Genomic DNA, 26,593 nt, shown 5'->3' with positions numbered 1-26,593 from the left:
TAAGCCCTAACGAGAGGCTCGGACGAGATGCGAAATCCTGACCAGGACGCCCTACTTGATCTCGGCCCGGCCGCGCTGGAACTTCAAGACGATCTGGAGGGGGATACGCTGCGCGAGGAATGCGGCGTCTTCGGCATCTACGGCCACCCAGATGCCGCCGCCATCACGGCGCTCGGCCTCCACGCCCTTCAGCACCGCGGTCAGGAAGCCGCCGGCATCGTCTCCTATGACGGCGGCCGCTTTCATTCGGAACGCCGCCTCGGCCTCGTCGGCGACACCTTCTCCCGCCGCGAGGTGATCGACCGCCTGCCCGGCACAATGGCGGTCGGCCATGTCCGTTATTCCACCACCGGCGCGACCATCCTGCGCAACGTGCAGCCGCTGTTCGCCGAATTGAATGCCGGCGGCCTTGCGGTCGCCCACAACGGCAATCTCACCAACGGCCTGACGCTGCGCCGCGAGCTCGTGAAGAACGGCGCGATGATGCAGTCGACCACCGACACCGAGGTGATCCTGCATTTGGTCGCGCGCTCCAGGCGCAGCCGCTTCATCGAACGCTATATCGACGCGCTGCGCGAGATCGAGGGCGCCTATGCGCTGGTGTCGCTGACCAACAAGAAGCTGGTCGGCGCGCGCGATCCGCGCGGCATCCGTCCGCTGGTGCTCGGCGAACTCGATGGTTGCCCGATCCTGACCTCCGAGACCTGCGCCCTCGACATCATCGGCGCACGCTTCGTCCGCGACATCGAGCCCGGCGAGGTCATCGTGTTCGACGAGAACGGGCAGGACATCCACAAGCCGTTCCCGCCGATCGCGCCGCGTCCCTGCATCTTCGAATACATCTACTTCTCCCGTCCGGATTCCATCGTCCACGGACGCTCGGTCTACGAAGTGCGCAAGGCCTTCGGTGCGCAGCTTGCGCGAGAGAGCCACGTGCCGGTCGACGTCGTGGTGCCGGTGCCGGATTCCGGCGTGCCCGCCGCGGTCGGCTACAGCCAGCATTCCGGCATCCCGTTCGAACTCGGCATCATCCGCAACCATTATGTCGGCCGCACCTTCATCCAGCCGACGCAGGCGATCCGCGAATCCGGGGTGCGCATGAAGCATTCGGCCAACCGCGCCGCGATCGAAGGCAAGCGCATCATCCTGATCGACGATTCACTGGTGCGCGGCACCACCTCGAAGAAGATCGTGCGCATGATGCGCGATGCCGGCGCCAAGGAAGTGCACTTCCGCCTCGCCTCGCCGCCGATCCTCTATCCCGATTATTACGGAATCGACCTGCCGGATCGCGGCGGTCTTCTTGCGGCGACACATTCGCTGGAGGAGATGCGCGAAATCATCGGCGCCGACTCGCTCGCCTTCCTGTCGATCGACGGCATGTACCGCGCCATGGGCGAGCCGGGCCGCGACCCCGCCAATCCGAAATTCTCGGATCATTGCTTCACCGGGGCCTATCCGACCCACCTCACCGACCAGACCCAGACCGAGCAGCAGCCGCGGCAATTGTCGTTGCTGGCGGAGGCGAGCTAAACTCGTCGTCCCGGCCTAGTGCGCAATTGCGCACGGGGGCCGGGACCCAATAACCACAGGTCTTTGTGGTTTGAAGAGGATGGCCTGACCATCTTCACCCAATCATCGCCGTCACGGCGTATGGGTCCTGGCTTTCGCCAGGACGACGCTGGATAGAACCTTTCAATGACAAATCCGCTCGCCGACCGCATCGCTCTCGTCACCGGCGCCTCGCGCGGCATCGGCTTCGCCACGGCAAAAGCGCTGGCCAAGGCCGGCGCGCATATCGTCGCCGTGGCGCGCACGCAGGGCGGGCTGGAAGAGCTCGACGACGAGATCCGCAAGGACGGCGGCAGCGCCACGCTGGTGCCGCTCAACCTCACCGATTCCGACGGCATCGCGCGCCTCGGTGCCGGCCTGCATGAGCGCTACGGTAAGCTCGACATCCTCGTCGGCAATGCCGGCGTGCTTGGGCCCTCCTCACCGATCGGCCATATCGAGCTGAAGGCCTTCACCGACGTGATGGCGGTCAACGTCTCCGCGAACTTCCAGCTGATCCGCTGCATGGAGCCGCTGCTCAAGCAATCCGACGCCGGCCGCGCCGTGTTCATCACTTCCGGCGCGGCCAACAAGGCGACCGCTTATGTCAGCCCCTACGCCGCCTCCAAGGCGGCGCTGGAAACGCTGGCGCGCGCCTGGGCGCAGGAGACCGCGAACACCAAGCTGCGCGTCAATCTGTTCAATCCGGGCCCGGTCCGCACCCGGATGCGCGCCACGCTGATGCCGGGCGAAGACCCGGCGACGCTCGATACGGCCGAGCGGGTCGCCGAATTGATCGTGCCGATGTGCGCGCCTGATTGGACCGAGACCGGCAAGTTCTACGACTACAAGACCCGCAGCCTGATGAGCTTCCGCTCTCCGGCCTGATTGACTTGACGGCCTCCCCGCGATTGACTGCCCGCGCTCAAGCGGCAGCAAGCTGCAGGCCAAAAAAGGGAGGTTGCCATGGCACCATGGCGGAATCGCGCAGGCTCTACGCGTGCGCTCGCAAATGTCTCTCGCGTCCTCTCCGTCCTGATCGCCGCCGTGGCGTTCGCGCTTCCGGGCGCGGCGACCGCCGGCGATGTCCCGACCTTCGTGGTCGATGCGTCCTGGCCAAAGCCGTTGCCGAACAACTGGATCCTCGGCCAGGTCGGCGGCATCACCGTCGACTGGCAAGGCCACATCTGGGTGATCCATCGACCGCGCTCGCTCACCGACGACGAGAAAGGCGCAAGCCTCACCCCGCCGCGCTCGAAATGCTGCGTCTCGGCGCCGCCCGTGCTCGAATTCGACAGCGACGGCAATCTGCTGCGATCATGGGGCGGCGCGGGCGAAGGCTATGAATGGGTCGGCCGCGAGCACGGCATCGAGGTCGACGAGCGCGGCTTCGTCTGGGTCGGCGGCAATGCCGACAACGACAACGCCATCCTGAAATTCACGCTCGACGGCAAGTTCGTCGCCCAGATCGGCAAGATCGCGCCGAGCCTCGGCAGCAACGACACGACGCAGCTCGGCAAGCCCGCCGAGACCGCGATCGACAAGGCCGCCAACGAGATCTACGTCGCCGACGGCTACGGCAATCGCCGCGTCATCGTGTTCGACGCAACCACCCTCGCCTACAAGCGGCACTGGGGCGCCTACGGCAACAAGCCCGACGACACCAAGCAGGCGGCGTACGATCCCAAGGCGCCGGTGTCCCAGCAGTTCGGCAATCCCGTCCATTGCGTGAAACTCGCCAATGACGGTCTCGTCTACGTCTGCGACCGCATCAACAACCGCATCCAGGTGTTCAAGAAGGACGGCACCTTCGTGAAGGAGTTCTTCTTCGAGAAGAACACGCTCGGCAACGGCGCGGTGTGGGACATCGCGATCTGGCCCGATCCGAAGCAGACCTGGCTGCTCAGCGCCGACGGCGAAAACAACGAGATCAGGGTGATCAGGCGCGAGGACGGCAGCGTGGTCGGCAGCTTCGGCCACAACGGCCGCAATGCCGGACAATTCCACTGGGTGCATGCCATGGCGATCGACGCCAAGGGTAACGTCTATACCGCCGAGGTCGACACCGGAAAGCGCGTCCAGAAATTCAAGCTGACATCGGACGCGCTGAAATAGCGTCTCGACGCATTTTGCCCAAAAGTTAACGGAGGGATGACGCTGCGACGCAGCGTCATCCGGCTTTAGGCGCATTGCCGCCGGCCGTGGGACACGGTAGAGCCATCAGCCGGAACAAGGCTCCGTTCAAGAGAGCCGTCCGCATGTTTGACAATGGAGGAAATCTTTTATGACGACGACGTTCGCGCGCCGCTCTGCGGCCCTTCTGGCCTGTGCCGCCTTCGGTTTTGCCACATCCGCCTTCGCCCAGGACAAGACCGTCAAGATCGGCGTGCTCAACGACATGTCCAGCCTCTATGCCGATATCGGCGGCCCGAACTCCGTGGTCGCGATCAAGATGGCGGTCGAGGATTCCGGCCTGCTCAAGAAGGGCTGGAAGATCGACGTCATCAGCGGCGACCATCAGAACAAGCCGGACGTCGGCGTCAACATTGCTCGGCAGTGGATCGACAACGACAAGATCGATGCGATTGCGGACACGCCGAATTCCGGTGTCGCCCTGGCGGTCAGCAACCTGGTCAAGGAAAAGAATGCGGTGCTGCTCAATTCCGGCGCGGCCTCGGCCGACCTGACCGGCAAGGCCTGCACGCCGAACACGGTCTCGTATACCTACGACACCTACATGTTGGCCAACGGCACCGGCAAGGCGCTGACCAAGGCCGGCGGCGACAGCTGGTTCTTCCTGACCGCAGATTATGCCTTCGGCCATGCGCTCGAACGCGACACCACCGCTGTCGTGACCGCGAACGGCGGCAAGGTGCTCGGCAGCGTCAAGCATCCGATCAATACCGCGGACTTCTCGTCCTTCCTGCTGCAGGCTCAATCGTCCAAGGCCAAGGTCGTTGGCCTTGCCAATGCCGGCGGCGACACCACGAACTCGATCAAGCAGGCCGCCGAGTTCGGCATTGTGCAGGGCGGGCAGAAGCTTGCGGCGCTGCTGCTGTTCATCAACGACGTGCATTCGCTGGGTCTGAAGACCGCCCAAGGCCTGACCTTCACGGAATCTTTCTACTGGGACATGAACGACCAGACCCGCGCCTGGTCGAAGCGCTTCTCGGCGCTGGCCAACAAGAATGCGATGCCCTCGATGACGCAGGCCGGCAATTACGCGATGGTGCTGCATTATCTCAAGGCGATGGACGCGCTCGGCAGCAATCCGCATGACGGCGCGAAGGTCGTTGCCAAGATGAAGGAGCTTCCGACCGACGATCCGCTGTTCGGCAAGGGTCCCCTGCGCGAGGACGGGCGTCGTCTCATCCCGGCCTATCTGTTCGAGGTGAAGAAGCCCGAAGAATCGAAGGGACCGTGGGACTACTACAAGCAGATCGCCACGATCGCGGCGGAAGACGCGGCCAAGCCGCTCAAGGACAGCGAGTGCCCGCTGGTGAAGAAGTAAAGGCATTGGTGTCGGAGGGGGCAAGGCGCGAAAGCGCCGTGCCCACCATCTCTCCACAACCGAAGAAGGCGGTGGGCACGCTTCGCTTTGCCCACCCTACGCAACCGTCTTCGCCGCGCCCAGCGCCCGCACAGCAATCGCCACGCACGCCACCATCAGCACCGCCGCGAGCAGGAACGGCGCGCCGGGCAGCTGCCACGGCGCGCTGGCGCCGATGAAGTATGAAAACGTCAGCGTGAACAGGAACGGGCCGACGAGCTGCGACACGCTCTGCACGCTCGCGGTCGCGCCCTGCAACTGGCCCTGCTGATCAGGCGCGACCAGCCGCGTCATCAGCGATTGCATGGCAGCGCCCGAAATGCCCCACAGCGACATCACGGGAATGCCGATCCAGAACAGCGGCCCGGTCGGCGCCGCGCCGAAGATCACGAAGCCGATCGCGCCACAGCACAGGCCCATCAACAACGCATTGCGCTCGCCGAGCACACGCACGATCGGGCCGATCGCGAGCCCCTGCACCACCATGGCGCAGACGCCGACCATCGCCAGCGTCAATCCCACGGTCTTCGAATCCCAGCCGTAGCGATAGGTCGCGTAGAGCACGAAGGTCGAGGGCAGCACGACATGCGCGACCTGCGCGATGAAGTTGACGACTGACAACGCAGCGAGCACCGCGTTGGAACGCAGCAGGCGGAGCGCGCCGAGCGGATTGGCGCTCCTCCAGCGGAACGGTGCGCGCTTGTCCGGCGCCAGCGATTCCGGCAGGACGAAGAGCCCATAGAGCGCATTGGCAAAGCTCAGGGCGGCCGAGGCCCAGAACGGCAGGCGCGGATCGATATCGCCGAGCAGGCCGCCCAACGCCGGGCCCAGCACGAATCCGGCGCCGAACGCAGCGCCAATCCTGCCGAACACCGCAGCGCGCCGCTCCGGCGGCGTGATGTCTGCAATATAGGCAAAGGCGGTCGAGATGCTGGCCGAGGTGATGCCCGAGATGACGCGGCCGACGAACAACCAGACCAGCGACGGCGCCAGCGCCATCAGCACATAATCGGCCGCGAGCCCGAAATTCGACAGCAGCACCACCGGCCGCCGCCCGAAGCGATCCGACAGCGCGCCAAGCACCGGCGAGAACACGAACTGCATCAGCGCCCAGGCGGTGCCGAACAGCCCGAAGATGCGGGCCGCATGCGCCGTGTCGTTATCGACGAAGCTCTCGATCAGTTTCGGCAGGATCGGCATGATCACGCCGAGCGCGAGCATGTCGAGCAGGATCGTGACGAAGATGAAGGCGACCGCACCGCGCCGGACTGGCGCTGCGCCCTGCGCCATCGCCTCGCCGGCGTCGTTGCTCACGACGGCCGCTTGCGCTTGTGGGCGAACGGATTGGCCTTCTCGCGCAAGGTGATGCGCACCGGAGTGCCCGGCAGCTCGAAGGCCTCACGCAGCGAATTGGTGAGGTAGCGCAGATAGGACTGCGGCACCGCATCCGCACGCGAGCAGAACAGCACGAAGCTCGGCGGGCGGGCCTTGGTCTGCGTGATGTAGTTCAGCTTGAGTCGTCGTCCGGACACGGCCGGCGGCGGATTGGCCTGGACCGCCTCCTCGAACCAGCGGTTCAGCGCCGCGGTCGACACACGCCTGTTCCAAAGCGCATAGGCATCCTGGATCGCCTGCATCAATCGATCGATGCCCTCGCCCATCAAGCCGGAGACGGCGACGATCGGCACGCCCTTGATCTGCGGCAGCAAGTGATCGGCATCGCGGCGCAGGTTCGAGATCGCGCCGCCGCCCTTGCTCTCCATCAGGTCCCATTTGTTGACGGCGAGCACGACGGCGCGACCCTCGCGCTCGATCAGGTCGGCGATGCGAAGATCCTGCTCCTCGAAACGGTTCTGCGCGTCCATCATCATCACGACGACTTCGGCAAAGCGCACCGCGCGCAGTGCGTCGGCGACCGAGAGCTTTTCGAGCTTCTCCTCGATCCGGGAGCGCCGGCGCAGACCTGCGGTGTCGAACACGCGAAACTCGCGGCCCTTCCAGTTGATCTCGACCGCGATGGAATCGCGCGTGGTGCCGGCCTCCGGGCTCGTCAGCAGACGCTCCTCGCCGAGCAGATGATTGATCATCGTCGACTTGCCGGCGTTGGGCCGGCCGACGATCGCGACCCGGATCGGGCGCGTGGCGGCCTCTTCCTCCGTCAGCGGTTCGTCGTCTTCGAACTCATCCTCCTCCACCGGCTCCGGCATCAGCGGTCGCAGAGCGTCGTAGAGCTCACCCATGCCCTCGCCGTGCTCGGCCGAGATCTGGATGGGATCGCCGAGGCCGAGCGCGAAAGCCTCCATCGCGCCGGCATCGCCATGCTTGCCTTCGCTCTTGTTGGCGACGAGCAGCACCGGCTTGTTGGCCTTGCGGGCGAAATCGGCGAAGGCGCGATCGTTGGGCGTGAGGCCCATGCGGGCATCGATCACGAAGAACAGCGCGTCGGCCTGTGCGATCGCGGCCTCCGTCTGCTCCTGCATGCGGGCGGTCAGCGAGCCCTTGGCGCCTTCATCGAGGCCGGCGGTGTCGATGATCGTGAAGTCGAGATCGCCGAGCCTGGCCTCGCCCTCGCGGCGATCGCGGGTGACGCCCGGCAGATCATCGACAAGCGCGAGCTTCTGCCCGACCAAGCGGTTGAACAGCGTCGACTTGCCGACATTCGGCCGGCCGATAATGGCAATCTTAAAGGACATGGGTCATTCGTGCGCTGCCGGAGCCGCGCCTGTCAATGAAATGAAAAATTAGCGCGAGAAGCTGCCGCTCGGCATCGGTGCCGGGAAGGCGCCCTGCGTTTGCTGCTGGGTGGTCTGGGTCGGTTGCGCCTGCTGGACGGGCTGATCGGGCGGCGGCGCGGTGGTGCGCTTGCGCACGATCTTCTGCCTGGGCGGCGGAGTGGCCGCGGGCGGCGCGGCCTCGGGCTGGGCCTCGCCATCGACTTCGCCGGCGGGCGCCCCAGCCGGCGCGACGGCCGCACTGGCCGGCTGCCTGGTCTTTTTCGCCTTGGCACCCTTCGCCGGCTTCGGCTCGGGCGCAGGCTCGGTGGGCAGAGCCGCGACGGCGGGGCCGTTCGGATCGGGCTGTTGCTGCGCGCCCTTGTACATATCCTTGGGCACACCCTGCTCGAGGCCGGGCACGCCTTCCGGGAACACCGGCTTGCGGTCGCCCGGCAGCTTCTTCTTGGTATCGAGGAAGTCGAGCATGTCGCTCGGATCGAAGCTGGAGCAACCGCCCAGCACGCCCGTGAAGGCGATCAGGACGGCGGCTGCGATCAAGCGTGGCGTGCGGCGCATATCGGGATCTCGTCTCAGCTCTCGGCTCAGCTCTTCGCTACGGGCGGCAGCAGGGCCTGCAGCGCCTCGGCGCGTGAGCGCAGGCCGGGCGGCGTTTCGCCGTCCTCGGCAATCGCGTCCAGCCATTTGCGGGCCGCAGTCATGTCGTTGTTGCGCCAGGCCGACAGCGCCAGCATCTCGCGGGCGGTATGACGGAAGGTCGATTTGGGCGCGGTGGAGGCTTCCAGCCGCTGCTGCATGTCCGCATAGCCGGCGCTGTCGAGCAGGAGACCGGCCGCGCGGATCTTCGCCAGATCCTGCCACTCGCCGCCTACGCTGCGGTCGGCGGCGATGTCGTCATAGAGCTTGGCGCCCGCCTTGGGATCGCGGGCCGCCGCCTCGGCCGCAGCACGCAGCCGCGCCAGGGTGCGATAGCCCGATGGAGCCTTCGCTGCGAGCTCGGTGAAGGCCGCCTCGGCCTCCGCATGCTTGTCCTGCTCGGACAGCTCTGCAGCCTTCTCGAAGGCAGCACCGGCCTCGGCGGCTTTCTTGGCCTCCACATACTGGTAAGCGCGCCAGCCGCCCACGGCGGCGACGATCAGCACCATCAGGGCGATGAACAAAATCGAATACTTGTCCCACAGCTTCTTGAGCTGTTCGCGACGTACTTCCTCGTCGACTTCGTCAAATAATTCAGACACTTATGCTAATCCCATGCCCGTCCGGGTGCGCGCGCCAATGCGTTCGCGTCAGGAATCCCGTCCCCCACGTGGCGGCGGGGTACCCTAACGATATGGCGGTGGCAAGGCAAAGCGAGCCCGATCAAGGCGTTAACCACCCGAGACAGCCCGGAGAGATCATCTCCCGGGGTTAGGTTCCCAACAGCTCCCGCAGCTGCCGCTTCAGCACCTTGCCATTGGCATTGCGCGGCAGCGGCTCCGCGGTGATCACCATGGTCTCCGGGACATTGTAGTCGGACAGCCGTTCCGCGCACCAGGCGCGCAAGGCTTCGCTGTCCACTGGTGCGCGCGTGACCACCACGGCGTGAACGCGTTCGCCCAGCACCGGGCAGGCCTTGGCGACGATCGCGCTCTCGACCACGGCGGGATGGCCGGCCAGCACGGATTCGACCTCGGCCGAATAGATCTTGAGGCCGCCGCGGTTGATCATGTCCTTCTGCCGGTCGAACACCCGGACAAATCCCTCCGCGTCAACCGAGCCGAGATCGCCGGAATGCCAGAACCCGCTGGTGAAGCTTTCGGCCGTGGCTTTTGGATTGTTCCAGTAGCCCTTGATCACGGAGGCACTCTGGATCCAGAGCTCGCCGATCTCCCCGGGCGGCAGCTCACGCCCGTCCGCGTCCATCGCCAGGATGCGCGCACCCGGACACGGCAGGCCGACGCTGTCGATATGGCTTGCGGTCAACCTGCCCGGCATGATCGTGGACGGCGACGTGGTCTCGGTCGCGCCATAGCAATTCGCCAGCTCGAGGCCGGGAATGATCGCCTTGAGCTTTTCGATGGTGGCAACCGGCATCGGTGCGCCGCCAAAGCCGCCGATGCGCCAGCTCGACAGATCGTAACTGGCGAAATCAGGCTGGAGCAGGCAGAGATTGTACATCGCCGGCACCATCACCGTGTAGGTGACGCGCTCGCGCGCGGCGAGCTTGAGATATTCGCCGGCCTTGAACTCCGGCATGATGATCAGCGCGCCACCGCAGCAGATCATCGTCGTGATGTTGGCGACGACGCCGGTGACGTGGCCGAGCGGCACTGCCGCAATCGAACGTTCGGCAGCCGTCAATTGCAGGCAGGACACGAAGATCATCGAGGAATGGACGATGTTGCAATGGGCCAGCATCGCGCCCTTCGGCTTGCCTGTCGTGCCGGAGGTGTAGAGGATCATCGCGGTGTCCTCCTCGCTGGTCTCGACCGGCGCCGCGGCCGGCGCGTTGTCTGCCAGCACCGCGAAACGCGACAAAGCCGGATCGTCGTCGACGGCGATGCGATGGACCAGTTCGGGCACATCCCGCGCGTCCGGCAGACGCGCCGCGAGCGCCGCCTCGTGGATCAGGATTTTGGCACCACAGTCGGCGAGCACATAGGCGATTTCCGGCTTCTGCTGGCGCGTGCTGAGCAGCACCGTGACGAGCCCTTCATGCGCGGCAGCAAACAGCAGCAGCGGGAATTCGACGCGGTTGCCGAGCAGGATCGCGACACGATCGCCGCGCTGCAATCCGAGCTTGCGAAATCCCGCCGCAATCCGCGCAGCCTGCTCGACGGCCTGCCGCCAGTTCAGCCGGACATGGCCTGAGATCAGCGCTTCGCCGTCGGGATTGCGGGCGCAGGCGTCCGCGATCATCGCCCACAGGCTCGACGGCCGATCGCAAAATGCCGGCACGATCCGATCGCCGAAGCGCGCCTCGAACCGCATTGGCGGGATCTGAGAATGCGACCAGTCCATCGAAATGCCTTGGCTTGTTGCTCTCGTTATCTTCCGCGCATGGCATGCGGTCCTGTCTTGTGCTGATCGGCTAGCCGCCCATCACGGGAACGCCGATGACGACAGGATGGAACGCAAACGCCAGCGCCAGATAAGCGACGATTCCAACCACGACCGCGATCAGATCGTTGGTGACGCCGCCGACCGGAATCGGCGGACCGCCACCATCGGTCCGACGCTTCAGCGTGATGCGATCATACACCGCCCAGCCCAGGAAGGAGCCGAACAGGATGATGGAGCCGAGATCGCCATTGGCCAAAAGATGCGCCGCCGCCCACAGCTTGATGCCGGCCAGCATCGGATGCTTCAGCGTCGCATAGATGCGGCCGCGCAAGTAGGATGCGACCACCAGGATGACCGCGGGCAACATCAGCGCGAGCGTGATGTGCTGCAGCGCCTTCGGCGGATACCAGACGTCGATCCAGCCGGTCGCGCGATAATGCGCGAAGCCCCAGATGATCAGTGCGAGCCCCGCGAGCGAGGCAAGCGAATAGAGGATCTTGTAGGTCCCCTCACCCAGTCTCGCGATGGCCTGCGCGCGCGCCTCGCGTTTCGTCGTGAACACATGCGCCGCGAAAAACAGCGCAAGCCCAAGGATCATAACCAGCAGACCCACGAGATTCTCCCCTCAACCAACGCCCCAGCCCATGGCGTATCATCGATTGGCGGCGGGTCGCAACTAATGCGCTACTTGTGGATCTCGCGATTGTCGACATACCGGATCGCGATCGGCCGCCCGGCGATGGCACCGCCAAGACCGCCGGTGAATTTCAGCGGCAGGCAGGCGTTCAACGATGAATTGATCGCATTGAGATAGGTGATTCTCGTCTCGGCGGGCACGCCCGCCGTCGCAAAGGTCAGGCGCGGCGGGCCGATCAGGCCGCCCGATTTGTTGAAGCTGAAACGCACGGCGATCTGCATGCCCGCGCGCGCATTGTCCGTTGGCGGCGACCAGCAGCTGCGCAGCTCGGCGAAGAGATCGCCGATCGTATCGAGATCGTGATCCGGCTTTTGGTATTTGGCGCGATCGGCCTCTGACGGCACGCTTTGGATCGTGAGCTGGAGGTTCTGGCCGTAGGGATAGTCGATCTCGGGAATACAGGGACCAGGCTCGAGCGGGCTGCAATAGGACGGCGTGCAGGGCCTGCCATCGAGCACGCTGCACGGCTCGTGCGAAAACGGAATTGGGTTGATTTGCCGGGGCCGCGCATCGGCGGCGATCGTCGAGATCGCCAGCAGGAGGAAAACAAGGATGCCGCGCCACATGAAGTGAACTCGCAAGGCCACATGGGTGAACGTGGCATTGCCGCCGGCAACGTCAAGCCTGCGGCTGTTCACATGCGCGCGTCCAAGGACGGTGTCGTCGCCCGGCTTGAACGGGCGACCCAGTACTCCGAGGCGTTTGTGATTGAGCCGAGAGGCTGCGGCGTACTGGATGGCCCGCTTTCGCGGGGCATGACAGCGGAAGGGGGGAGTGGCTGCAGAGCGACGGAGCTGCGCCCTACCCCTTCTTCTTGACGTCCTTGACGTTGGTGAACTCGATGCCCTCGGCCCGTTCCCTTGTGTAGCCGAGATAGAACTCGTTCCGCGCCAGATAGACGGGATCACCGTCGACATCGTCGGCGATGCTCGAGGTATTGGCAGCGATGAAGGTATCGAGCTTCTTGCGGTCCTCCGAGGAGACCCAGCGTGCAAGCTGGAACTCGCTGACCTCGAATTCGACCGGCAGCGAATATTCCGCATCCAGCCGGGCCTTGAGCACGTCGAGCTGCAGTGCGCCGACGACGCCAACCAACGCAGGCGCGCCGTCGCGGGGACGGAACACCTGCACCACGCCCTCTTCCGACATCTGCTGAAGCGCTTCCTTCAGCTTCTTCGCTTTCATCGCATCCGTAAGGCGCACGCGGCGAACGATTTCCGGCGCGAAGCTCGGCACGCCGACGAAGTTGAAATCCTCACCGTCGGTCAGCGTATCGCCGATGCGCAGCGTGCCGTGATTGGGAATGCCGACGACGTCGCCGGCATAGGCCTCGTCCGCAACCGAACGGTCCTGCGCGAAGAAAAATTGTGGGCTCGACAGCGGCATGCTCTTGCCGGTGCGCACGAGCTTCGCCTTCATGCCGCGGCTCAGCTTGCCGGAGCACAGCCGCGCGAAGGCGATGCGGTCGCGGTGGTTGGGATCCATATTGGCCTGGATCTTGAACACGAAGGCGCTCATGCGCGGGTCGGTGGCTTCGACCTTGCGCTGGTCGCTCTCCTGCGCGCGCGGCTCGGGCGCGAACTTGCCGAGCCCTTGCAGCAGGTCGCCGACGCCGAAATTGCGGAGCGCGCTGCCGAAATAAACCGGCGTCAGATGGCCCTCGCGAAACGCTTCGAGCTCGAACGGTTTTGAAGCCGCGGTGACGAGCTCGAGCTCGTCCTTGACCGCCGACACGTCGAGATTGGCGTTGAGCTTGGCGAGCTCGGCGATCTCGATCTGCTGCGCCGCGCCGGTCTTGGCGCCGCCGCCTTCGAGCAGACGCACGCCGCCATTGACGACGTCATAGGTGCCGAGGAACTCACGGCCGCGGCCGACAGGCCAGGTCATCGGCGTGGTATCGAGCGCCAGCGTCTTCTCGATCTCGTCCAGGAGCTCGAAGACGTCGCGACTCTCGCGGTCCATCTTGTTGATGAAGGTGATGATCGGGATGTCGCGAAGACGACAGACCTCGAACAGCTTTCGGGTGCGCGCCTCGATGCCCTTGGCGGCGTCGATCACCATGACGGCGGAATCGACCGCCGTGAGCGTGCGATAGGTGTCTTCCGAAAAGTCCTCGTGGCCCGGAGTGTCCAGCAGGTTGAACACCAGACCTTCGAACTCGAAGGTCATAACCGATGTCACGACCGAGATGCCGCGCTCGCGCTCGATCTTCATCCAGTCCGAACGCGTGTTGCGCCGCTCGCCCTTGGCCTTGACCTGGCCGGCCAGATTGATGGCGCCGCCGAACAGCAGCAGCTTTTCGGTCAGCGTGGTCTTGCCGGCGTCCGGATGCGAGATGATGGCAAAAGTCCGCCGCCGCGACACTTCAGCGGCAAGCGAGGAACGGGCCGTCGATTCGGCTGTGGTGGCGATGTCGGACATTGCGGCAGCGTTTGGCAGGGAAAATGAGCCTGATCAAGCCTCATCTGGTGATTGCGGAGCCTTCCGGCCAGCCCCATATCGGGCTTGAGTTGGGAGGGACGACCTTCCCTTTCCATCAGCACACCAGTCGCGGGGACGACCCTGCCTTGAATGGAGGGTCGTCATGGCCTGGAGCATCCTGTTCGTCGCCGGTCTGCTGGAGATCTCCTGGGCGATCGGCCTCAAATATACCGAGGGGTTCACCAAGCTCGTTCCGTCGGTTCTCACGCTCGGCGCCATGGCCGGCAGCATCATCCTGCTCGGGCTCGCCCTCAAATCGCTGCCGATTGGAACCGCTTATGCCGTCTGGACCGGTATCGGCGCGGTCGGTACCGCGACACTCGGGATCATCCTGTTCGGCGAGCCGGCCACCGCGTTCCGCCTCGCCAGCATCGGGCTGATCGTCGCCGGGATTGTCGGGCTGAAGCTGGTTACCTGACGAAGATCTTGACCGCCCACCAGGAGAGCGCGGCGACGATGGCCGAGGCCGGCATCGTGATCACCCAGGCATAGACGATCGAACTGGCGACGTTCCAGCGCACCGCCGAGAGGCGCCGGGCGGCGCCGACACCGACGATGGCGCCGGTGATGGTGTGGGTGGTCGAGACGGGAACGCCGAGGAAGGTCGCCATGAACAGGGTCGCGGCACCGCCGGTCTCGGCGCAAAAGCCCTGCATCGGGGTTAGCTTGGTGATGCGCAGGCCCATGGTCCGAACGATGCGCCAGCCGCCCATCAGCGTCCCCATCGCCATTGCGGCCTGGCACGAAAGCACCACCCAGAAGGGGACGAAGAATTCGCCGCCGAGCTGGCCCTGCGAATAGAGCAGCACGGCGATGATGCCCATGGTCTTCTGCGCGTCGTTGCCGCCGTGGCCGAGCGAATAGAGCGAGGCGGAGGCGAATTGCAGGATGCGGAAGGCGCGATCCACGGCAAAGGGCGTGGAGCGCACCGAGGCCCAGGAGACGATCGCAACCAGCACCATCGCGAGCAGAAAGCCGACGAGCGGAGACAGCACGATGGCGATCACCGTCTTGGACAATCCGCTCCAGACCACCGCCGAAAGGCCCGCTTTGGCCACGCCGGCACCAAACAAGCCTCCGATCAATGCGTGCGACGAGGACGATGGGATGCCGAGCGCCCATGTCACCAGGTTCCAGACGATGGCGCCGACCAGCGCAGCGAAGATCACCTGGGCATCCACGATCGCGGGATCGATGATGCCGGTGCCGATGGTCTGGGCGACGTGCAGCCCGAACACCATGAAGGCGACGAAATTGAAGAAGGCGGCCCAGAACACCGCGTATTGCGGCCGCAGCACGCGGGTCGAGACGATGGTCGCGATCGAATTGGCGGCGTCGTGCAGGCCGTTCAGGAAGTCGAACAGCAGCGCGACGGCGATCAGTCCGACCAGGACGGGAAGACCCAACGCAACATCCACGGCGCGGTCCCCTGCCCTAAACTTGCTCGATGACGATGCTGTTGATCTCGTTCGCGACGTCGTCGAAGCGGTCGGCGACCTTCTCGAGATGGTCGTAGATCTCCGCGCCGACGATGAAATCCATCGCGTTGCCGTTGCGATGCTTGAGGAACAGTTCCTTCAGCCCGATATCATGGAGATCGTCGACGCGGCCTTCCAGCTTGCCCAGCTCTTCCGTGATCGCGGTCAGCATGGCCACGTTCTGGCCGATCTTCTGCATCAACGGCAGCGCACGGCCGACCAGATTGGCGCATTCGATCAGAAGCCCGCCGATCTCCCGCATGGGCGGCTCGAAGCTGCGGACCTCGAACAGCATCACGGCCTTGGCGGTCTGCTGCATCTGGTCGATGGCGTCGTCCATCGAGGTGATCAGGTTCTTGATGTCGCCACGGTCGAACGGGGTGATGAAGGTCCGGCGCACCGCCGTCAGCACCTCACGGGTGATGTTGTCGGCATCGTTCTCGAACTGGTTGACGCGCTGGCAATAGACCGGCGTCTCCTCACCCCCGTTGAGCATGCTCTGGAGCGCGATCGAGCCCTGGATCACGGTCTGGGCGTGGCGGTCGAACAGGTCGAAGAACCGTTCTTCCTTGGGCAGGAAAGCGCGAAACAATCGCATCATGGGAGAGAGACTACCGGTTCGGTTGGATAATGGCCTGGCCCGAGCGGGCCGTCATGAAACTGTCATAGACCATTTTCGATCCACGCGCGTGCCACCTCACGCCCGTGGAGCCGGATCATCCACCGCTTTCGCGCGTCAGCCTATCTTCTATTATATCAATGACTTACAGCGACCGCCGGAAGTAATGCGCGATTTCGCCGATGACGCCGCGGCGGAAGGTGAGCACGCAGATCACGAAGATCGAGCCCTGGATCACGGTCACCCACTGGCCGAACCCCGCCAGATATTGCTGCATGGCGATGATCACGAAGGCACCGACCACGGGACCGAACACGGTTCCGAGTCCGCCGACCAGCGTCATCAGCACGACTTCGCCCGACATCGACCAGTGCACGTCGGTGAGCGAGGCGTTTTGCGCCACGAAGACTTTCAACGCACCGGCAAAGCCGGCCAGCGTGCCCGACAGGACGAAAGCCAGGAACTTGTACTGATCGGTGCGGTAACCCAGCGAGATCGCGCGCGGCTCGTTCTCGCGGATCGCCTTGAGGACTTCGCCGAACGGCGAGTTGATGATGCGGAAGATCAGCAGGAAGCCGGCGAGGAAGCCGACCAGAACCACGTAGTAGAGCACGGTCGGCTTGGTCAGATCGAAGACGCCGAACATGCGGCCCTGCGGAATACCCTGGATGCCGTCTTCACCATGGGTGAACGGGGCCTGGAGGTAGATGAAGTACAGAAGCTGCGACAGCGCCAGCGTGATCATCGAGAAATAGATGCCCTGGCGGCGGATCGAGATATAGCCCGTGATGAGCGAGAGCACGAAGGCACCGGCGACGCCGACGAGGATGCCGAGCTCCGGCGGCAACGCCCACACCTTCAGCGCATGCGCGCTGCAATAGCCGGCCGTGCCCAGGAACATCGCATGGCCGAAGGACAGCAAACCGCCATAGCCGATCAGCAGGTTAAAGGCGCAGGCGAGCAGCGCGAAGCACAGCGCCTGCATCACGAAGAACGGGTAGACCCCCGTGAATGGCACCGAAGCCAGCAGCAACGCCATCACCACGAAGACGATCATCTCGTCGCGGATCGCGCGCGGGGTTACCGGCAGCGTGTCGTCCGTCAAGGCTGTCATGTCAGGCCGCCCTTCCCGTCAATCCCGTTGGCTTCACCAAGAGCACCAGCACCATCAGCACGAACACGACGGTGTTGGAGGCCTCGGGGTAGAAATATTTGGTCAGGCCCTCGATCACACCGAGCGCGAAGCCGGTGATGATGGAGCCCATGATCGATCCCATGCCGCCGATCACCACCACCGCGAACACCACGATGATGAGGTCGGCGCCCATCAGCGGTCGCACCTGGTTGATTGGCGCCGACAGCACGCCGGCGAGCGCGGCAAGGCCGACACCGAGGCCATAGGTCAACGTGATCATGCGCGGAACGTTGACGCCGAAGGCGCGCACCAGCGTCGGGTTTTCGGTAGCGGCGCGCAAATAGGCGCCGAGCCGCGTCTTCTCGATCAGGAACCAGGTCGCGATGCAGACCACCAGCGAGAAGATGACGACCCAGCCGCGATAGACCGGCAGGAACATGAAGCCGAGATTCATGCCGCCCTTGAGCTGGTCCGGAATGGCGTAAGGCAGGCCGGAGGAGCCGAAATAGTTCTGGAACACGCCCTGCACGATCAGCGCAATGCCGAAGGTCAGAAGCAGGCCGTAGAGATGATCCAGCCCGGTCAGCCATTGCAGCATGGTCCGTTCCAGGATCATGCCGAAGATGCCGACAATGATCGGTGCAAACAGCAACGCCCACCAGTAGTTGATGCCGCCGAGGTTCAGCAGGAAGTAGGCGACGAACGCGCCCATCATATAGAGCGCGCCATGGGCGAAATTGATGATGTTGAGCATGCCGAAGATCACGGCAAGCCCGAGACTGAGCAGCGCGTAGAACGAGCCGTTGATCAGTCCCACCAGTAGCTGAGCGTAAAGAGCCTGCATCGATCCCGCACCCGGTCCCTTCGGCGTTCCCTGAAAGTCGCCCGCAGGCCTGATGGCCTGCGGGCGGTTATCTTACTTCTTCAACAGAGCGCACTTGCTCTCGGACAGCGGCGTGAAGGCCTGGTCGCCCGGCACCGTGCCGACCAGCTTGTAGAAATCCCAGGGTCCCTTGGACTCGGAGGGCTTCTTCACCTCGAACAGATAGGCATTGTGGATGGTGCGGCCGTTGGGCTGAATCTCGCCCTTGCCGAACAGATCGTCTTCCGTCGGCATCGACTTCATCTTCTCGACGACCTTGGCGCCGTCATGCGGGTTGCCGCCGAGCGCTTCGAGTGCCTTGAAATAGTGACGCACGCCCGCATAGACGCCGGCCTGCACCATGGTGGGCGGCGCGTTGTTCTTCATCTTCTCGGCGAAGCGCTTCGAGAACGCCCGGGTCTGGTCGTTCATGTCCCAGTAGAAGGTCTCGGTGAAGTTGAGGCCCTGTGCGGTCTCGAGCCCGATCGCCTTGACGTCGGTGAGGAACAGCAGCAGCGCTGCGAGCTTCTGGCCGCCCTTGACGATGCCGAACTCGGCCGCCTGCTTGATCGTGTTGGTGGTGTCGCCGCCGGCATTGGCAAGGCCGATGATCTTGGCCTTGGAGGCCTGCGCCTGAAGCAGGAAGGACGAGAAGTCCGGCGTGTTGAGCGGGTGCTTGACGCCGCCGACCACCTTGCCGCCATTTGCGGTAACGACAGCGGTGGTGTCGCGCTCCAGCGCCGCGCCGAAGGCGTAGTCCGCGGTCAGGAAGAACCAGGTGTCGCCGCCGGCCTTCACCAGCGCCTGGCCGGTGGTGTGAGCCAGCATGTAGGTGTCGTAGGTCCAGTGCACGGTGTTGGGTGAGCACTGCGCGTTGGTTAAATCCGAGGTCGCCGCGCCCGAGTTGATATAGACGCCGTTCTTTTCCTTGATGACGTTGTTGACCGCGAGCGCCACGCCGGAATTCGGCACGTCGACGATGACGTCGACCTTGTCGACGTCGAACCATTGCCGCGCGATCGCGGTGCCGATGTCGGGCTTGTTCTGGTGATCACCCGAAATGATGTCGATCTTCCAGCCCTTCGCAGCCAGACCGGAATCTTCAATGGCCATCTGCGCGGCGAGCGTCGAGCCCGGTCCGCCGAGATCGGCATAGAGCCCGGACTGATCGGACAGCGCGCCGATCTTGACGGTCTTGTCCTGCGCGAAAGCTGCACCGGTGGCGGTCACGGCCAGCGCCGTGCCGAGCAGAAACGACGCAATCGACTTTGTCATCATGCTACTTCCCTATGAATCTTCTTGTTGGCCGTTCTAGACGCCGAGATAGGTGTGGAGCTTGTCCATGTTGGCGGCAAGCTCCGCATTGGAAAATCCGTCAATGATCTTGCCGTGCTCGACCACGTAATAGCGGTCGGCGACGGTGGATGCGAACCGGAAGTTCTGCTCGACCAGGAGGATCGTAAAACCCTCCTTCTTGAGCCGCGCAATGGTGTGGCCGATCTGCTGGATGATGACGGGCGCGAGACCCTCGGTCGGCTCGTCCAGCATCAGGAAGTTCGCGCCGGTGCGCAGGATGCGCGCGATCGCAAGCATCTGCTGCTCGCCGCCGGAGAGCTTGGTTCCCTGGCTGTTGAGCCGTTCCTTCAGGTTCGGAAACAGATCGAAGATCTGCTCGAGCGGCAATCCGCCGGGACGCACCACCGGTGGCAACAGCAGGTTCTCCCGCACGTCGAGGCTGGCGAAAATTCCACGCTCCTCCGGGCAGAACGCGATTCCCATTCGCGCGATCTTGTCCGAGGTCGTGCGGATGATGTCCTGGTTGTTGAACTTCACCGAGCCGGTGCGCTTGCCGATGATGCCCATGATCGACTTCAGCGTGGTGGTCTTGCCGGCGCCGTTGCGCCCGAGCAGGGTGACGACCTCGCCCGCGTTCACGTCGAAGTTGATCCCGTGCAGGATGTGAGACTCGCCGTACCAGGCTTCCAGGTTGCGGACCTGGAGCAGGTTGCCGCCGCTCGCGGCCTTTGCAGGAGCGTCCGCCGTCGCAGTCTCAGCCATGACCGGCTCCCAGATAGGCTTCCTTGACGCGTTCGTCCTTGGTGAGCTCGCTGTAATGGCCCTGCGCCAGCACCTGTCCGCGCGTCAACACGGTGATGATGTCGGAGAGATTGGCCACGACGCTCAGATTATGCTCAACCATCAGGATGGTGTATTTCGCGGAGATGCGCTTGATCAGCGCCGCGATCTTATCGATGTCCTCGTGGCCCATGCCGGCCATCGGCTCGTCCAGCAGCATCATCTCGGGGTCGAGCGCGAGCGTGGTTGCGATCTCCAGTGCGCGCTTGCGCCCGTAGGGCATCTCGACCGCGGGCGTATTGGAAAACTCGCTGAGGCCGACATCGTTCAACAGCTCGCGCGCGCGATCGTTGAACTGGTTGAGCACGGACTTTGAGCGCCAGAAATCGAAAGAGCTGCCGTGCTGGCGCTGAAGCGCGACGCGGACGTTTTCCAGCGCGGTGAGATGGGGAAATACTGCCGAAATCTGGAACGAGCGCACGAGCCCCAGGCGGGCCACGTCGGCGGGCGCCATCGCGGTGATGTCCTGCCCCTTGTACAGGATTTTTCCGGCAGACGGTTTGAGGAACTTGGTCAAAAGATTGAAGCACGTCGTCTTCCCGGCGCCGTTCGGGCCGATCAACGCGTGAATGCTCCCACGGCGAACCTTGAGCGCAACGTCGCGGACGGCGAAGAAGCCCGCGAACTCCTTGGTCAAGCCTTCCGTTTCGAGAATGAACTCATCGGCCAAACAGTTTTCCCCCTGCCCGCACAACGCGCGTGGCTATCCTTGTTGCTTCGGCTTTCCGGAGGCCTTGGAGCCACTCCCTGGAGCCCATCCGGAACGCCGCCTCCGGGCGCGGAATATGCCGGAGGTGACGGGGGTTAGGCAAGGCGGAAAGCTGAGCAGGTCAGGCCTCCGGCCGGGAGACTTATGCTCCCTTAGTCGGACGTGTTTTGATGTCGCGCCTGCCCGGCTTCCCGGTTCGCAAAGCGCCGGTCATCAAGCCGTCGTTAACGGTCTTTCGTTCCATGCGCCAGCCTTCATGGAAAATTTTCCCGCAGTGAGGATCATGCGCTGGTTTCAAGCGTCCGGAATTTCTATTCGTCGGGAATATTGCCTTGGATTTTGCAAGCGCGGCTCCTTCCGTGGTCAAGTCGATCAGGCAGCGTGATCTCCTGAACACGTGGCTGCGGCTTTATGCGCGCCAGCAGACGACCCCGGCGATCTGGGAGTACCAGCCTGCGCGGCTCGAGGAAGAGCTCTCCGATCTGATCTATTATACGGTGGACATGTCGACGCCGACGCCGCGTCTAACCATTCAGAGCGAAGGTACGCGCATCTCGCGGGCCTATGGACACACCGGCAAGGGCGCTCTGCTCGACGACTATATCGGGCCGCGTCTCGCGCCCCTGGTGATGCCGGTCTATCATGAATGCATGGCGCGCGGGCTGCCTGTCTACAGCGTTGCCGACGTCGATGACATCTACGGCCGTATCGTCGCCTATGAGCGCCTGCTGCTGCCGTTCCAGACCGACGGCAAGGTCTGTCACGTCATCGCGTCGCTCAAGACCTTCTGCGAGGACGGCGGCTTCGAGATCAAGAATCTGATGCGCGGAAATGACGCGCTGCCGCGCTCGAGATTGCGCGCGGTGATCAATCGGGACCTGTTCCATCGCACGCCCGGCCGCATCGCGCCGGCCGAGTTGGTCGAGTTCGTGGACCAGCAGTGCTCCGGCGTTCCCACCGAGATCATCGAGCTGAACTAGCGGTCAGCGCGATTTGGCGGCGGCTTCCTTGGTCGTGACTTACTTGGTCGTGACTTCCTTGGCATAGACGTCCGGCTTGAAGCCGACCAGCAGCTTGCCGGCAACTTCAAGCACCGGCCGCTTGATCATCGATGGTTGCGCTAGCATCAACGCCAGTGCCTTTTTCTCCGAGAGGCCTTCCTTGTCGGCATCGGGCAATTTCTTGAAGGTCGTTCCGGCGCGATTGAGCAGCGTCTCCCAACCGACCTTGTCGCTCCACTGCTTGAGCTTGTCCTTCTCCACCCCCGTCGCCTTGTAGTCGTGGAACGTGTAGGCGACGCCATGGGTGTCGAGCCAGGCGCGCGCCTTCTTCATGGTGTCGCAGTTCTTGATGCCGTAGATGATGTTGGGCAAGACAGTCCTCGCGCATGCGTCGCAGCGTAATGCTCCGGCGTTGTACGCAACTTCAGTTCGCACGACAATATTGCGAATGATGCCAGCTCTTCGGACGGACACTCCATGCACGTCACCCACGATCCAGCCGCGACCGCATCGCCGACCATCGACTTCGACACCTTCCTCGCGGTCGATATCCGCGTCGGCACCATCATCGATGCAAAGCCGTTCCCGGAGGCGCGCAAGCCGGCCTGGCGGCTGTGGATCGACTTCGGTCCCGCGATCGGCGTGCGCAAGAGTTCTGCGCAGATCACCGAAAACCATCCGCTTGAAACGCTGGTGGGCCAACAGGTGGCTGCGGTCGTGAATTTCCCGCCGCGCCAGATCGGCCCTGTTGTCTCGGAGGTGCTGACCCTCGGTTTCCCTGATGCCAGCGGCAAGGTCGTGCTGGTGCAGCCGAGCAAGCCCGTCCCGAACGGCGGACGGCTGTTCTAGCCCCGCGCGATCGAGGGCGGTCTTCAGGCCGCCGGCGACGCTCCTTAACGATTCGCTCCGCCTGTGTCCCGGTCCGGGTTGTCGGGGTTGACCGGGATCCAGTTCGGTAATAAAAATGACTGACTGATCGTTTTTTATCTGATTAGCGTTCTGGGGTCTTTAGCCCGCAGAGCGACTAAAACGATCGAGCTGTCAGTTATTATGGATGGCCGGATGCCCAAGATCAGCGACAAGCAACGTGAAGGCCGCCGGCAGCAGATTCTCGAAGCCGCCCTCGCCTGCTTCGCCGAGGACGGTTTTCACCAGACCGGGATGGCCGACATCGTCAAACGGTCGGGGCTGAGCCATGGTGCGGTCTATCTCTACTTCCAGAGCAAGGACGATCTGATCGAGGCACTCGCCGACGACCGGCACCGGCGCGAGGCCGTGCTCAACTCGGTCGCGCAAGGATCGGGCGATCCGATCGAAGGACTTCACGCGCTGGTCGGCGTCTACGCGCAATGGCTCACCGACCCCGCCGGCGAAGCGCGCCGCCGTGTCGGCATCCACGGCTGGGCCGAGGCCCTGCGCAACCGCCGCGTCCGCACCAGCATCGTAGAAGGCATCGACATGCCGCGCGCCCTGATTGTCGCGCTGGTCGAGCGTGGCCAGCATGACGGACTCATCAAGCGCGATCTCGGTGCGGAAGCGATCGCGCGCGTGCTGATCGCGATCTTCCAGGGCTTTGTGCTGCAAAAATGCTGGGGCCAGGATTTTGACATCGAGGCCTGCATGGCAGCCGTGACCGGCGTGATCGATGGATTTCGCACCACGAAGGCCGACGTCAAGCGACGGATCAAGAGCTGAGCGATGTCGTGGATCCATGACTTGCTCGCAGGCATTGGGGTCGGCCTCATCGGCGGACTGACATCGGGCTTCATGGGCACGAGTCCCGGAGGCGGTCTCGTCATCTTCAGCGTGCTGCTGCTCGGCGCCGAGCAACACGTCGCCCAGGGGACGTCGCTGATCACGCAGGTTCCACCGACCGGACTCGCGGGCGTTCGCCGCTATTGGCAGAGCGGCAATCGCAGCCCGTTGCTATGGATCGTCTGGATCGGCATCGGGTTTCTCTTCGGCGGCGCCGGCGGCGGCTACGCTGCGGCGGCGGTCTCCGACTCGGTGTTGCAATGGACTTACGTCGTCTATCTCGTCGCGCTGATCGCTCTCCTGATCCTGCGCCGCGACCGCGAGGAGGAAAACAATAAGACCGGCGACCGAGACAAGCTGCCCTGGCTGCCGCTGCTCCTCATCGGCACGCTTGCCGGATTTTCCTCCGGCTTCATGGGCATCGGCGGCGGGCTGGCGATCACCGTCGGGCTCGCGGCGGGCCTGCGGGTGCCGCAGCACCAAGCGCAGCTCGTCAGCCTCGTCTTCTCGGTCATCCCGACCAATATTCCGGCCGCCGGGATCTACTGGAGCAAGGGACTCATGGTCGGTTGGCCCGCCATCATCGGCATTCTTGCCGGCCTCTGGGTCGGCACTGATCTCGGTGCGCGCGCAGCCAATCGCGTCAGCAAATCGGTGCTGCGCCGGGTCATGATGGTCGTCATCCTGCTGATGGCCCTCTACATGACCCACAAGGCGCTAACCTGATCTTACGGCCGCTTCGGAATGTTGAGCCCGCGCTCGACCGCCGGACGCGCCAGCCCGCGTTCGAGCCAGGCGGCGACGGATTTGAACTGGCTGAACTCGACGAGATCGCCGGCGCCGTAGAAACCGATGAGATTGCGCACCCAGCCGAGCATGGAGATGTCGGCGATGGTGTAGTCGTCGTCCATGAACCATTGCCGACCGGCAAGATGCATCTCCATCACCCCGAGCAGCCGCTTGGCCTCGCCCACATAGCGCTCGAGCGGCCGCTTGTCCTCGAAGTCCTTGCCGGCGAATTTGTGGAAAAAGCCGACCTGGCCGAACATCGGCCCGATGCCGCCCATCTGGAAATGCAGCCACTGGATGGTCTGGTAGCGGCGCGCGGCATCCTGCGGCAGCAGCTTGCCGGTCTTCTCCGCGAGGTATTGCAGGATCGCTCCGGATTCGAATAGCGGCAGCGGCCTGCCGCCGGGCCCATCGGGATCGAGGATCGCCGGGATCTTGCCGTTCGGATTGAGTGAGAGGAATTCCGGCGTCTTCTGATCGTCCTTGCCGAAATCGACGAGATGGACTTCGTAGGGAAGCCCGATCTCTTCCAGCATGATCGAAACCTTGACGCCGTTCGGCGTCGGCAGCGAATAGAGCTGGAGCAGCTCCGGGTGCTTGGCCGGCCAGCGCTTGGTGACGGGAAAGGCGGACAGATCGGACATCAGGACCCCGGCTTCGTTCATGAGATGCCGCCTAGTCTAGGCCAGCGGACGAACGACGCAAGGTCGAGTGGTCAGATCATTTTCCCGCACAGGTCACAACGGCCGCAGCAAATGGTTGGTGGCGTGCATCACGTCGCGCTGTGCGCGTTGCTCGATGAAGAGCTGGCCGGTGACGAGCAGCGCTCCGGTGAAGACGAGCGCAAGCATCGCGGTCGCGAACTGACTGGCATCCCTCATCGGACGAGCTTCTCCGTGTTCGGTTCGCACGAGGAACGCGGGCCGGCCATCGTCTGTTCCTGCAAGCTTCAAATAAATTGCAGCTTTTTCCCGAATCGTCCTCATCGGTAGCCTCAATAATTGATCTCCATCCGCAAGCCCCGCGGGTCGGTCTCCTCCCCGCCGAACCGCTCCGTGCTGTCGCGTGCCGCGATCGCGCAGGCACAGGCGTCGATGAGATCGTCACGGCCGATGCCGGTGCCATATCGTTGAGTCAGCCATGTCGGCAAGCGCGCGAAGCCGCGCTGCTGCACGAGTGCGATGCGCTGCTCCCGGCCCTCTGCAGACGTCTTCTTTGCAAGCCGGGCCCGCCCAGCGAGATTCCAGAAAATCAATTCCGGATGCGCTTCGCCGATCGTCGTCTGCCGCGTCGGCGTCATGATCTCGTCGGCGTCCCTGATCTTGTCCCTGATGTTCCAGAGCTGCGCTGACACGCCCTTGCCCTTGCCCTTGCCCTTGCCCTCGCACTCCCAGTAGTGACGGTTAGCTGCGGCCATGTCGGCAAATTTCCAGAGGTCGCGGCGCGCGCCGAGAAACACGGCAGCACCGACCAGTTCGCGCGCGCGCAAATCGCAGATGCGATATCCGCTCCATTTCAAGCCGATCGGCATGTCGATCATCGCCCGGGCATGCGGCAGCGCAAGCAGCCGCACGAGACCCGGCGAATAATCGAAGCCGTGATCGCCGCGGTCGTCGATCCAGGCAGCGACCCAGCCGAAGCGAAATCCGTCAAGGCCGAGATAGTTTGGCAATTTCCTGATCCCTGACGGACATCCGCCCGCTCCTCTATCCCGGTCCCTCGCCCCGGTGCTGCTCGAACAGGCGCTCCGCCAGCAACGCATGGCCGAGCGTGCCGCCGGCGCGAACCGCCGCCGCAATCAGCGCGGCTTCCGCGATTTCTTCGCGCGTTACACCGGCCTTCGCCGCCTGCGCCGTGTGCACATCGAGGCAATAGGCGCATTGCGTGGTGAGCGCGACCGCGAGCGAGATCAGCTCGCGATATTTTGGCGGAATCAATCCGTCCTTGCGCTCGACCGCGTGGTTGAACGCAAGGAACGCGTTGGCCTCGACCGGCGCGAGCGCCACCAAGGCCGGGACGGATTTCAGATCGTCAGGGCTTTGATAACAGGTCATGG

General features: G+C 63.9%; 29 protein-coding genes. 9 read left to right on the top strand and 20 right to left on the bottom strand.

Translation table 11 applies throughout. The features are described 5' to 3' along the window. Window positions 1–27 precede the first annotated feature (27 nt). From purF to IVB45_RS15760, 4 genes are all read left to right on the top strand, one after another. A complete protein-coding gene (purF, locus tag IVB45_RS15775; protein WP_007609288.1) occupies window positions 28–1,533 on the top strand; it encodes an amidophosphoribosyltransferase in 1,506 nt (501 codons plus the stop codon). Window positions 1,534–1,698: 165 nt separating this feature from the next. Then, a complete protein-coding gene (locus IVB45_RS15770) occupies window positions 1,699–2,439 on the top strand; it encodes an SDR family NAD(P)-dependent oxidoreductase (protein WP_247360566.1) in 741 nt (246 codons plus the stop codon). A gap of 78 nt (window positions 2,440–2,517) precedes the next feature. After that, a complete protein-coding gene (locus tag IVB45_RS15765; protein WP_247360565.1) occupies window positions 2,518–3,666 on the top strand; it encodes a hypothetical protein in 1,149 nt (382 codons plus the stop codon). A 169-nt stretch (window positions 3,667–3,835) separates the two neighbouring features. Further along, window positions 3,836–5,062, top strand: a complete 1,227-nt coding sequence (locus IVB45_RS15760) for an ABC transporter substrate-binding protein (RefSeq protein ID WP_027569643.1) — start codon at window positions 3,836–3,838, stop codon at window positions 5,060–5,062. A gap of 96 nt (window positions 5,063–5,158) precedes the next feature. Here IVB45_RS15760 and IVB45_RS15755 read toward each other — a convergent pair whose 3' ends face one another. The 8 genes from IVB45_RS15755 to IVB45_RS15720 all read right to left on the bottom strand — a co-directional run bounded on the left by IVB45_RS15755 (window position 5,159) and on the right by IVB45_RS15720 (window position 13,993). Continuing rightward, the gene (locus IVB45_RS15755) at window positions 5,159–6,415 is read right to left on the bottom strand and encodes a TCR/Tet family MFS transporter (protein WP_247360564.1); all 1,257 of its coding nucleotides are present in this window, start codon (window positions 6,413–6,415) and stop codon (window positions 5,159–5,161) included. Then, window positions 6,412–7,794: a ribosome biogenesis GTPase Der gene (der, locus tag IVB45_RS15750; protein WP_027569641.1), complete on the bottom strand. Its 1,383-nt coding sequence runs from the start codon at window positions 7,792–7,794 to the stop codon at window positions 6,412–6,414. The genes IVB45_RS15755 and der overlap by 4 nt, the downstream gene beginning before the upstream one ends. 48 nt (window positions 7,795–7,842) lie before the next feature. Continuing rightward, window positions 7,843–8,391 (bottom strand): hypothetical protein, encoded by a 549-nt coding sequence (locus IVB45_RS15745; RefSeq protein ID WP_247360563.1) that lies wholly within the window; start codon window positions 8,389–8,391, stop codon window positions 7,843–7,845. 26 nt (window positions 8,392–8,417) lie between these two features. After that, the gene (locus IVB45_RS15740; protein ID WP_247360562.1) at window positions 8,418–9,071 is read right to left on the bottom strand and encodes a tetratricopeptide repeat protein; all 654 of its coding nucleotides are present in this window, start codon (window positions 9,069–9,071) and stop codon (window positions 8,418–8,420) included. Between the two features lie 169 nt (window positions 9,072–9,240). Further along, window positions 9,241–10,833, bottom strand: a complete 1,593-nt coding sequence (locus tag IVB45_RS15735; RefSeq protein ID WP_247360561.1) for a class I adenylate-forming enzyme family protein — start codon at window positions 10,831–10,833, stop codon at window positions 9,241–9,243. Between the two features lie 70 nt (window positions 10,834–10,903). Next, entirely contained in the window at window positions 10,904–11,488 is a 585-nt protein-coding gene (locus IVB45_RS15730) for an NnrU family protein (RefSeq protein WP_247360560.1), read from the bottom strand. Window positions 11,489–11,559: 71 nt separating this feature from the next. Beyond that, the gene (locus tag IVB45_RS15725; RefSeq protein ID WP_247360698.1) at window positions 11,560–12,138 is read right to left on the bottom strand and encodes a hypothetical protein; all 579 of its coding nucleotides are present in this window, start codon (window positions 12,136–12,138) and stop codon (window positions 11,560–11,562) included. A 235-nt stretch (window positions 12,139–12,373) separates the two neighbouring features. Beyond that, window positions 12,374–13,993: a peptide chain release factor 3 gene (locus tag IVB45_RS15720; RefSeq protein ID WP_247360559.1), complete on the bottom strand. Its 1,620-nt coding sequence runs from the start codon at window positions 13,991–13,993 to the stop codon at window positions 12,374–12,376. A 163-nt stretch (window positions 13,994–14,156) separates the two neighbouring features. Between IVB45_RS15720 and sugE the strand changes: the two genes are divergently transcribed. Next, the gene (gene sugE / locus IVB45_RS15715) at window positions 14,157–14,471 is read left to right on the top strand and encodes a quaternary ammonium compound efflux SMR transporter SugE (RefSeq protein WP_027569634.1); all 315 of its coding nucleotides are present in this window, start codon (window positions 14,157–14,159) and stop codon (window positions 14,469–14,471) included. Here the strand turns inward: sugE and IVB45_RS15710 are convergent. From IVB45_RS15710 to IVB45_RS15680, 7 genes are all read right to left on the bottom strand, one after another. After that, complete coding sequence (locus IVB45_RS15710; protein ID WP_027569633.1) at window positions 14,464–15,471, bottom strand: inorganic phosphate transporter; 1,008 nt, start codon at window positions 15,469–15,471, stop codon at window positions 14,464–14,466. The genes sugE and IVB45_RS15710 overlap by 8 nt on opposite strands. Window positions 15,472–15,487: 16 nt before the next feature. Beyond that, complete coding sequence (locus IVB45_RS15705; RefSeq protein WP_027517485.1) at window positions 15,488–16,132, bottom strand: DUF47 domain-containing protein; 645 nt, start codon at window positions 16,130–16,132, stop codon at window positions 15,488–15,490. A 163-nt stretch (window positions 16,133–16,295) separates the two neighbouring features. Beyond that, window positions 16,296–17,264, bottom strand: a complete 969-nt coding sequence (locus tag IVB45_RS15700) for a branched-chain amino acid ABC transporter permease (RefSeq protein ID WP_007592084.1) — start codon at window positions 17,262–17,264, stop codon at window positions 16,296–16,298. Between the two features lies 1 nt (window position 17,265). Then, window positions 17,266–18,129: a branched-chain amino acid ABC transporter permease gene (locus IVB45_RS15695; protein ID WP_027569632.1), complete on the bottom strand. Its 864-nt coding sequence runs from the start codon at window positions 18,127–18,129 to the stop codon at window positions 17,266–17,268. 72 nt (window positions 18,130–18,201) lie between these two features. Beyond that, window positions 18,202–19,425 carry an ABC transporter substrate-binding protein gene (locus IVB45_RS15690; protein WP_027517482.1) on the bottom strand — a complete coding sequence of 408 codons (1,224 nt, stop codon included), beginning with the start codon at window positions 19,423–19,425 and terminating at the stop codon, window positions 18,202–18,204. A 33-nt stretch (window positions 19,426–19,458) separates the two neighbouring features. Then, entirely contained in the window at window positions 19,459–20,205 is a 747-nt protein-coding gene (locus IVB45_RS15685; RefSeq protein ID WP_027569630.1) for an ABC transporter ATP-binding protein, read from the bottom strand. Then, complete coding sequence (locus IVB45_RS15680) at window positions 20,198–20,953, bottom strand: ABC transporter ATP-binding protein (RefSeq protein WP_018459153.1); 756 nt, start codon at window positions 20,951–20,953, stop codon at window positions 20,198–20,200. The genes IVB45_RS15685 and IVB45_RS15680 overlap by 8 nt, the downstream gene beginning before the upstream one ends. A gap of 371 nt (window positions 20,954–21,324) precedes the next feature. Here IVB45_RS15680 and IVB45_RS15675 point away from each other — a divergent pair, with 371 nt between their 5' ends. Next, window positions 21,325–21,972, top strand: coding sequence for a hypothetical protein (locus tag IVB45_RS15675; protein ID WP_247360558.1), 648 nt, complete (start codon window positions 21,325–21,327; stop codon window positions 21,970–21,972). A gap of 39 nt (window positions 21,973–22,011) precedes the next feature. Here IVB45_RS15675 and IVB45_RS15670 read toward each other — a convergent pair whose 3' ends face one another. Then, on the bottom strand, window positions 22,012–22,365 hold the full coding sequence (locus IVB45_RS15670) for an ArsC family reductase (protein WP_247360557.1): 354 nt from the start codon (window positions 22,363–22,365) through the stop codon (window positions 22,012–22,014). A 105-nt stretch (window positions 22,366–22,470) separates the two neighbouring features. Between IVB45_RS15670 and IVB45_RS15665 the strand changes: the two genes are divergently transcribed. The 3 genes from IVB45_RS15665 (at window position 22,471) to IVB45_RS15655 (ending at window position 24,474) form a co-directional block, all read left to right on the top strand. Further along, entirely contained in the window at window positions 22,471–22,842 is a 372-nt protein-coding gene (locus IVB45_RS15665) for a tRNA-binding protein (RefSeq protein ID WP_027569626.1), read from the top strand. Window positions 22,843–23,055: 213 nt separating this feature from the next. Further along, on the top strand, window positions 23,056–23,688 hold the full coding sequence (locus IVB45_RS15660; protein WP_247360556.1) for a TetR/AcrR family transcriptional regulator: 633 nt from the start codon (window positions 23,056–23,058) through the stop codon (window positions 23,686–23,688). Between the two features lie 3 nt (window positions 23,689–23,691). Continuing rightward, on the top strand, window positions 23,692–24,474 hold the full coding sequence (locus IVB45_RS15655) for a sulfite exporter TauE/SafE family protein (RefSeq protein WP_247360555.1): 783 nt from the start codon (window positions 23,692–23,694) through the stop codon (window positions 24,472–24,474). A gap of 2 nt (window positions 24,475–24,476) precedes the next feature. Here the strand turns inward: IVB45_RS15655 and IVB45_RS15650 are convergent, their stop codons facing one another. The 4 genes from IVB45_RS15650 to IVB45_RS15635 all read right to left on the bottom strand — a co-directional run bounded on the left by IVB45_RS15650 (window position 24,477) and on the right by IVB45_RS15635 (window position 26,591). Continuing rightward, window positions 24,477–25,181 (bottom strand): glutathione S-transferase N-terminal domain-containing protein, encoded by a 705-nt coding sequence (locus IVB45_RS15650; protein ID WP_247360695.1) that lies wholly within the window; start codon window positions 25,179–25,181, stop codon window positions 24,477–24,479. Between the two features lie 93 nt (window positions 25,182–25,274). Continuing rightward, the gene (locus IVB45_RS15645) at window positions 25,275–25,523 is read right to left on the bottom strand and encodes a hypothetical protein (RefSeq protein WP_247360554.1); all 249 of its coding nucleotides are present in this window, start codon (window positions 25,521–25,523) and stop codon (window positions 25,275–25,277) included. A gap of 8 nt (window positions 25,524–25,531) precedes the next feature. Continuing rightward, window positions 25,532–26,209 (bottom strand): DUF429 domain-containing protein, encoded by a 678-nt coding sequence (locus IVB45_RS15640; protein ID WP_247360553.1) that lies wholly within the window; start codon window positions 26,207–26,209, stop codon window positions 25,532–25,534. Window positions 26,210–26,243: 34 nt separating this feature from the next. Further along, on the bottom strand, window positions 26,244–26,591 hold the full coding sequence (locus tag IVB45_RS15635; RefSeq protein ID WP_247360551.1) for a carboxymuconolactone decarboxylase family protein: 348 nt from the start codon (window positions 26,589–26,591) through the stop codon (window positions 26,244–26,246). Window positions 26,592–26,593: the final 2 nt, after the last annotated feature.

The sequence above is a fragment of the Bradyrhizobium sp. 4 genome (assembly GCF_023100905.1).
GTDB lineage: Bacteria > Pseudomonadota > Alphaproteobacteria > Rhizobiales > Xanthobacteraceae > Bradyrhizobium.
This window is presented reverse-complemented; position numbering and strand designations above follow the sequence as displayed.

Excerpts from the sequence above, each read along its gene's own strand:
- purF (WP_007609288.1), top strand. The coding sequence starts at position 28 with ATGCGAAATCCTGACCAGGACGCCCTACTTGATCTCGGCCCGGCCGCG.
- IVB45_RS15770 (WP_247360566.1), top strand. The coding sequence starts at position 1,699 with ATGACAAATCCGCTCGCCGACCGCATCGCTCTCGTCACCGGCGCCTCG.
- IVB45_RS15765 (WP_247360565.1), top strand. The coding sequence starts at position 2,518 with ATGGCACCATGGCGGAATCGCGCAGGCTCTACGCGTGCGCTCGCAAAT.
- IVB45_RS15760 (WP_027569643.1), top strand. The coding sequence starts at position 3,836 with ATGACGACGACGTTCGCGCGCCGCTCTGCGGCCCTTCTGGCCTGTGCC.
- der (WP_027569641.1), bottom strand. The coding sequence starts at position 7,794 with ATGTCCTTTAAGATTGCCATTATCGGCCGGCCGAATGTCGGCAAGTCG.
- IVB45_RS15745 (WP_247360563.1), bottom strand. The coding sequence starts at position 8,391 with ATGCGCCGCACGCCACGCTTGATCGCAGCCGCCGTCCTGATCGCCTTC.
- IVB45_RS15735 (WP_247360561.1), bottom strand. The coding sequence starts at position 10,833 with ATGGACTGGTCGCATTCTCAGATCCCGCCAATGCGGTTCGAGGCGCGC.
- IVB45_RS15725 (WP_247360698.1), bottom strand. The coding sequence starts at position 12,138 with ATGTGGCGCGGCATCCTTGTTTTCCTCCTGCTGGCGATCTCGACGATC.
- IVB45_RS15720 (WP_247360559.1), bottom strand. The coding sequence starts at position 13,993 with ATGTCCGACATCGCCACCACAGCCGAATCGACGGCCCGTTCCTCGCTT.
- sugE (WP_027569634.1), top strand. The coding sequence starts at position 14,157 with ATGGCCTGGAGCATCCTGTTCGTCGCCGGTCTGCTGGAGATCTCCTGG.
- IVB45_RS15705 (WP_027517485.1), bottom strand. The coding sequence starts at position 16,132 with ATGATGCGATTGTTTCGCGCTTTCCTGCCCAAGGAAGAACGGTTCTTC.
- IVB45_RS15700 (WP_007592084.1), bottom strand. The coding sequence starts at position 17,264 with ATGACAGCCTTGACGGACGACACGCTGCCGGTAACCCCGCGCGCGATC.
- IVB45_RS15695 (WP_027569632.1), bottom strand. The coding sequence starts at position 18,129 with ATGCAGGCTCTTTACGCTCAGCTACTGGTGGGACTGATCAACGGCTCG.
- IVB45_RS15690 (WP_027517482.1), bottom strand. The coding sequence starts at position 19,425 with ATGATGACAAAGTCGATTGCGTCGTTTCTGCTCGGCACGGCGCTGGCC.
- IVB45_RS15685 (WP_027569630.1), bottom strand. The coding sequence starts at position 20,205 with ATGGCTGAGACTGCGACGGCGGACGCTCCTGCAAAGGCCGCGAGCGGC.
- IVB45_RS15665 (WP_027569626.1), top strand. The coding sequence starts at position 22,471 with ATGCACGTCACCCACGATCCAGCCGCGACCGCATCGCCGACCATCGAC.
- IVB45_RS15660 (WP_247360556.1), top strand. The coding sequence starts at position 23,056 with ATGCCCAAGATCAGCGACAAGCAACGTGAAGGCCGCCGGCAGCAGATT.
- IVB45_RS15655 (WP_247360555.1), top strand. The coding sequence starts at position 23,692 with ATGTCGTGGATCCATGACTTGCTCGCAGGCATTGGGGTCGGCCTCATC.
- IVB45_RS15650 (WP_247360695.1), bottom strand. The coding sequence starts at position 25,181 with ATGTCCGATCTGTCCGCCTTTCCCGTCACCAAGCGCTGGCCGGCCAAG.
- IVB45_RS15645 (WP_247360554.1), bottom strand. The coding sequence starts at position 25,523 with ATGAGGACGATTCGGGAAAAAGCTGCAATTTATTTGAAGCTTGCAGGA.
- IVB45_RS15635 (WP_247360551.1), bottom strand. The coding sequence starts at position 26,591 with ATGACCTGTTATCAAAGCCCTGACGATCTGAAATCCGTCCCGGCCTTG.